This is a genomic window from Achromobacter sp. (genome assembly GCF_057314935.1).
Map to the genome: position 1 here is coordinate 11,995 of NZ_DBHKZA010000102.1, position 4,652 is coordinate 16,646.

Below are 4,652 nucleotides of genomic sequence, written 5' to 3' on the forward strand. Positions count from 1 at the left end.
GTGCTACGCTAGCCCAGACGAAATAGGACGTGCGAATCATTCGCATTTAAGATATTATGTTCGGCTTGTACCGGCCAGCCGGCGTCACCTTTTCGTGAGCGTCTTTTCCCTGGCTGGCCGGATAAGTCAATGCACCCCTGGCTGATTCATGCCTAGTTTTCAACGCGGTTGGAATTCATCTTCGCCGTCTTCAATTGGTATACGTGCAGGCGCTGGCCTGGCGGTTGTCGCGCTTCATGCGGCAGTGATCGGTGCCATTTTCATGGCCCCTGCGAATCGTCCTGAACTGGAGGAGCCCGAGGCCGTCATGGTCAGTCTGGTGGATGCGCCCATCCCGCAGATCGCGAAGGCCGAACCTACGCCGGAAGTACCGCAGCCGGTAGTTGAACCGCCGCCCGAACCGCAACCCGAGATCGAGCCGGAACCCGAGCCCGAACCCGAGTTGAAGCCCGAGCCCGAACCGGAACCCGAGCCGGTGGTCGAGAAGCCGCCGATGCCGGCGCCCAAGCCCAAACCGAAGCCCAAACCCAAGCCCCAGCCCAAGCAGGAAGCCAAGCCCGAGCCCAAGCCGGAGACGCCGCCTCCGCAGACGCCGCCCGCTGGCGCGACGGATGGTGCGCAGGCCTCGCAGAGCCCGCAGCAAGGGCCTCCGCCTGACCAGCCGATCCTGGTGTCGAGCATCGAGTTCCAGGGCGCGCGCCCCATGCCCGTCTACCCGCAGACCTCACGCCGGATGCGGGAAGAGGGACGGGTGCTGGTGCTGGTGGAAATCAATACGCAGGGCCTGGTGGACCGCGCCTCGATCGACACTTCATCGGGTTTCCCGAGACTGGACGAGTCGGCGCTGACCGCCGCCCGCAAGGCCAAGTTCAAGCCCTATACCCGTAACGGCGTGGCCTATCCCGCCAAAGCCAAAATTCCGTTCGATTTCGTAATGAGGAACTGAGATGTCCAACGCACTGCATAGCGCCACCCTGGTGGCGCAGGCGACCACCAGCCCGGCAGCGCCGGCTGCTGCCGGCGCCGCTGCGCCCGCCGCCGCCGCGGCTGCGCCCGCAGCCCAACAAGCCGCTACCGCCGCCGGCGGCGTCGTCCAGCAATCGGCGGACGCGCTGCATGGCGCCGCCGCCGCGCTGCCGTCGCTGCCGCCGGCCCCGGCCGCCGCGCCCGACATGGGCTTTTTGCACTTTGTCGCGCAGAGCGACTTCGTGGGCAAGAGCCTGTTCATCATCCTGATCCTGATGTCGCTGGTGACCTGGTACCTGATCCTGGTCAAGGCCGCCAGCAACGTCAGCATGCGCAAGCGCTCGGCTGATTTCCTGAACAAGTTCTGGAACGCCAGCTCGCTGGAGCAGGTCGAGCACGAAATCAGCACGCATGGCGCGCGCGATCCGTTCTCGCACCTGGCCAGCCACGCCATGCACGCGCAGGCGCACCACAACAAGTTCGGCGCGACCAAGCTGGAAGAGTCGGGCAGCAATTCCGATTTCGTCACGCGCACGATGCGCAAGGTCATTGACGAAGAAACCGCCAAGCTGGAGAACGGCCTGACGGTGCTGGCGTCGGTGGGTTCGACCGCCCCGTTCGTCGGCCTGTTCGGCACGGTGTGGGGCGTGTACCACGCCCTGGTGGGCATCGGCCTGTCCGACGGCGTGACCATCAACCGCATCGCCGGCCCGGTGGGCGAAGCCCTGATCATGACCGGCCTGGGCCTGGCCGTGGCCATTCCCGCGGTGCTGGCTTACAACACCTTCGTGCGCAACAACCGCGTGTTCCTGTCGCGCCTGGATGCGTTTGCCCATGACCTGTTCGCGTTCCTGACCACCGGCCAGCAAGTGTCGCTGTCCGACGGCAAGGTGCGCGCGCTGCGCCGCCAGAACAGCAACGGCGCCGCGGCTCAACGCGGGAGCGAATAATGGCCTTTGGCAGCTTCGAGGGTAAAGGGTCCGGGAGCCATACGGTTTCCGAGATCAACATGGTGCCCCTGATCGACGTCATGCTGGTGCTGCTGGTGATCTTCATCATCACGGCGCCGCTGTTGGCGCACTCGATCAAGATCAACATGCCCCAGGTGGCCGCCGAGCAGATCGAGGAGGAGCCCAAGACCGTGGACCTGGCGATCGACGCCAGCGGCGCGCTGTTCTGGGACGAAAAGCCGGTCAATATCGATGACCTGCCGAATCGCTTCAAGTCGATCGCCGGCACCAAGCCGCAACCGGAAATCCGCATCCGCGCCGACCAGAACACCCGCTACGAAACGCTGGCCAAGGTCATGGCCTCGGCTCGCCGCTCGGGGATGTCGCGCATCGGATTCGTCACGACGCCGCCTTCGGGCGGGGCCGCTGCGGCCGAAGCCCCGGCTGCGGGCGCCGTCCCGGGCGGGGCGACTCCGGCTCCTGCCGGGGCACCGTCCGGCCGGTGAACGGATCCTGAGAGAAAGGGGCGCATTTCGCGCCCCTTTTTTTTCGGATCGCGCTAGAATCGCGGCATGCGAGTACTGGTAATCGAAGACGACACCACCCTGGGCCACGCGCTCCAGGAATTCCTGGCCGACCAGGGTTATGCGGTCGACTGGCTGACTGAAGGCGACCGTGTCCTGGGCGCTTTGGCAGGCCAGCCGTATGACCTGATGCTGCTCGACCTCAATCTGCCCGGCATGAGCGGGCTTGATGTGCTGCGGCAACTGCGTCAGGACGGCAATCAGGTTCCGGTGCTGATCCTTACCGCCCGCGACGGCATCGAAGACCGCGTCGCAGGCCTGGATGCCGGGGCCGACGACTACGTCACCAAGCCTTTCGAACTGCCCGAGCTGGCCGCGCGCGTGCGCGCCTTCGGCCGGCGCCGCGCCGGTCAGGCGCAGCCGCTGATCGAAGTGGGCCCCCTGGTGTTCGACACGGTCGGCCGCGAAGTCCGCGCCAATGGCCAGCGCCTGTCGCTGTCCGTGCGCGAACTCTCCGTGCTGGAAATGCTGATGGCCCGCGTGGGCCGCGTCGTGACCAAGCGCCAGATCGTCAACTCGTTGTCCGCCTGGGACGCCGATTTCAGCGAAAACGCCGTTGAAGTGTACGTGTACCGCCTGCGCAAGCGCCTGGAAGGCACGGGCGCCAGCATCCAGACGGTGCGTGGCTTCGGCTACATGCTGGATGTGGAAGCGGCCTGACGGGCCGATCGCGGCCGGCAGGCTCCGGCTGCGCGCTTCCATCCGCTCAAGCGAGGGTATCGCGTCATGACGCAGGAACGCACTCCTTCCGCTCTTCCAGCAGCACGTCCCTTGCTTCCTTCACGCTCGCTGGCGCGGCATCTGGTCATTCGCCTGATGCCGCCGATCCTGCTGCTGGTCCTGCTGGACCTGGCCGCCACCTGGGTCATCACCCATAAGATCGACATGTCGCTCTGGATGCTGGAGGATTTCTTCTGGCTGATGGTGGTGGGGCAGGTGGCGCTCATCGCCTTGTTCACCTGGGTGGTGGTGCAGGGCGTGCGCTCGGGGCTGCGGTCCGTGAACCACTTGTCCGAAGAGATCCGCCAGCGTTCCATCGATGACATGCAGCCGCTGGAAGTGGCGGGCGTGCCGGTGGAGATCGAACCGCTGGTGACCCACACCAATGACCTTCTGCTGCGGCTGGACGCCTCGCTGGCGGCGCAGCGCCGCTTCATCGGGCATGCCGCCCACCAGTTGCGCACCCCCTTATCGGGCCTGAGGCTCGAATCCGAGCTGATGCTGGCCCGTCCCTTGCCTGACGACGTGCGGGCCCGCGCCGAGCGCATCAAGGCGGTCAGCGACCGCATGATCCGGCTGGGCCAGCAGCTGCTGGTGCTGGCGCGCGCCGACCCCAATGCCCGTCCCCAGGACAGCTTTGTGCGCATCGACCTGTGCGAATGGGTGCGGGTGCACGGCGCCGAGTGGTTTCCCCGGGTGCGCGAGGCGCGGTACGAGCTGGACCTGGTGGCGCCCGACGCGCCCATCTGGATCGACGCCGACCCCTTGCTGCTGGCCGAACTGTTGAGCAACCTGATCGACAACGCCCTGCGCTACGGCAACGAGACCGGCCGCATCACGCTGATCGTGGGCGCCAATCCCCCGTCCCTGACGGTCGAGGACGACGGGCCGGGCATTCCCCCCGACGAGCGTGACCGCGTGTTCGAGGCTTTCTACCGGTCGCCGACCGCGACGGCCGGCGGCTCGGGCCTGGGTCTGGCGATCGTGCGCGAGATCGCGCACGCACACGGCGCCTGGTGGAAGCTGACCAGCCGTCCCGATTTTTCCGGCACACGGCTGTCCGTCGTGTTCCCCGGCCCCCGCAAAGGGGCCCAACTTACTCGTCAAGAACCCACATCATGAGCCAAGCCACGGCTGGTGTTCCTTCATCGCCCGGGGCGCATGCGGGAGGCGCGCACGCGCCCTCGTCGCGCGCGGCGCTCATCATGGGCGCGCTGGGCGTGGTGTATGGCGACATCGGCACCAGCCCGCTGTACACCCTGCGCGCCTGCCTGACGGGCTTGAGCGTGCATACCGACCTGGAGCCGGCGCATCTGCTGGGCGTGCTGTCCATCCTGTTCTGGATGCTGATGGTGGTGGTGTCCCTGAAGTACGTGACGCTGGTGCTGCGCGCCGACAACCGCGGCGAAGGCGGCACGCTGGCGCTGCTGGA

General features: G+C 66.6%; 6 protein-coding genes. All 6 read left to right on the top strand.

Going from position 1 to position 4,652, the window contains the following annotated elements:
* The first annotated feature begins 148 nt into the window (after positions 1–148).
* Complete coding sequence (locus ACO6D5_RS26460; RefSeq protein ID WP_315846698.1) at positions 149–946, top strand: TonB family protein; 798 nt, start codon at positions 149–151, stop codon at positions 944–946.
* A gap of 1 nt (position 947) precedes the next feature.
* Positions 948–1,916, top strand: coding sequence for a MotA/TolQ/ExbB proton channel family protein (locus ACO6D5_RS26465; protein WP_315846699.1), 969 nt, complete (start codon positions 948–950; stop codon positions 1,914–1,916).
* Complete coding sequence (locus ACO6D5_RS26470; protein WP_485827027.1) at positions 1,916–2,422, top strand: ExbD/TolR family protein; 507 nt, start codon at positions 1,916–1,918, stop codon at positions 2,420–2,422. The genes ACO6D5_RS26465 and ACO6D5_RS26470 overlap by 1 nt, the downstream gene beginning before the upstream one ends.
* Before the next feature lie 66 nt (positions 2,423–2,488).
* Positions 2,489–3,160: a response regulator transcription factor gene (locus tag ACO6D5_RS26475; protein WP_057285123.1), complete on the top strand. Its 672-nt coding sequence runs from the start codon at positions 2,489–2,491 to the stop codon at positions 3,158–3,160.
* Positions 3,161–3,226: 66 nt separating this feature from the next.
* Positions 3,227–4,342, top strand: a complete 1,116-nt coding sequence (locus tag ACO6D5_RS26480; RefSeq protein WP_085946937.1) for a sensor histidine kinase — start codon at positions 3,227–3,229, stop codon at positions 4,340–4,342.
* A partial coding sequence (locus ACO6D5_RS26485; protein WP_485827028.1) for a KUP/HAK/KT family potassium transporter occupies positions 4,339–4,652 on the top strand: 314 nt, incomplete at its 3' end. The genes ACO6D5_RS26480 and ACO6D5_RS26485, both read left to right, overlap by 4 nt.

What these genes read in the sequence shown, in the direction of transcription:
- ACO6D5_RS26465 (WP_315846699.1), top strand. Translation starts at nt 948, where the DNA reads ATGTCCAACGCACTGCATAGCGCCACCCTGGTGGCGCAGGCGACCACC.
- ACO6D5_RS26480 (WP_085946937.1), top strand. Translation starts at nt 3,227, where the DNA reads ATGACGCAGGAACGCACTCCTTCCGCTCTTCCAGCAGCACGTCCCTTG.
- ACO6D5_RS26475 (WP_057285123.1), top strand. Translation starts at nt 2,489, where the DNA reads ATGCGAGTACTGGTAATCGAAGACGACACCACCCTGGGCCACGCGCTC.
- ACO6D5_RS26470 (WP_485827027.1), top strand. Translation starts at nt 1,916, where the DNA reads ATGGCCTTTGGCAGCTTCGAGGGTAAAGGGTCCGGGAGCCATACGGTT.
- ACO6D5_RS26460 (WP_315846698.1), top strand. Translation starts at nt 149, where the DNA reads ATGCCTAGTTTTCAACGCGGTTGGAATTCATCTTCGCCGTCTTCAATT.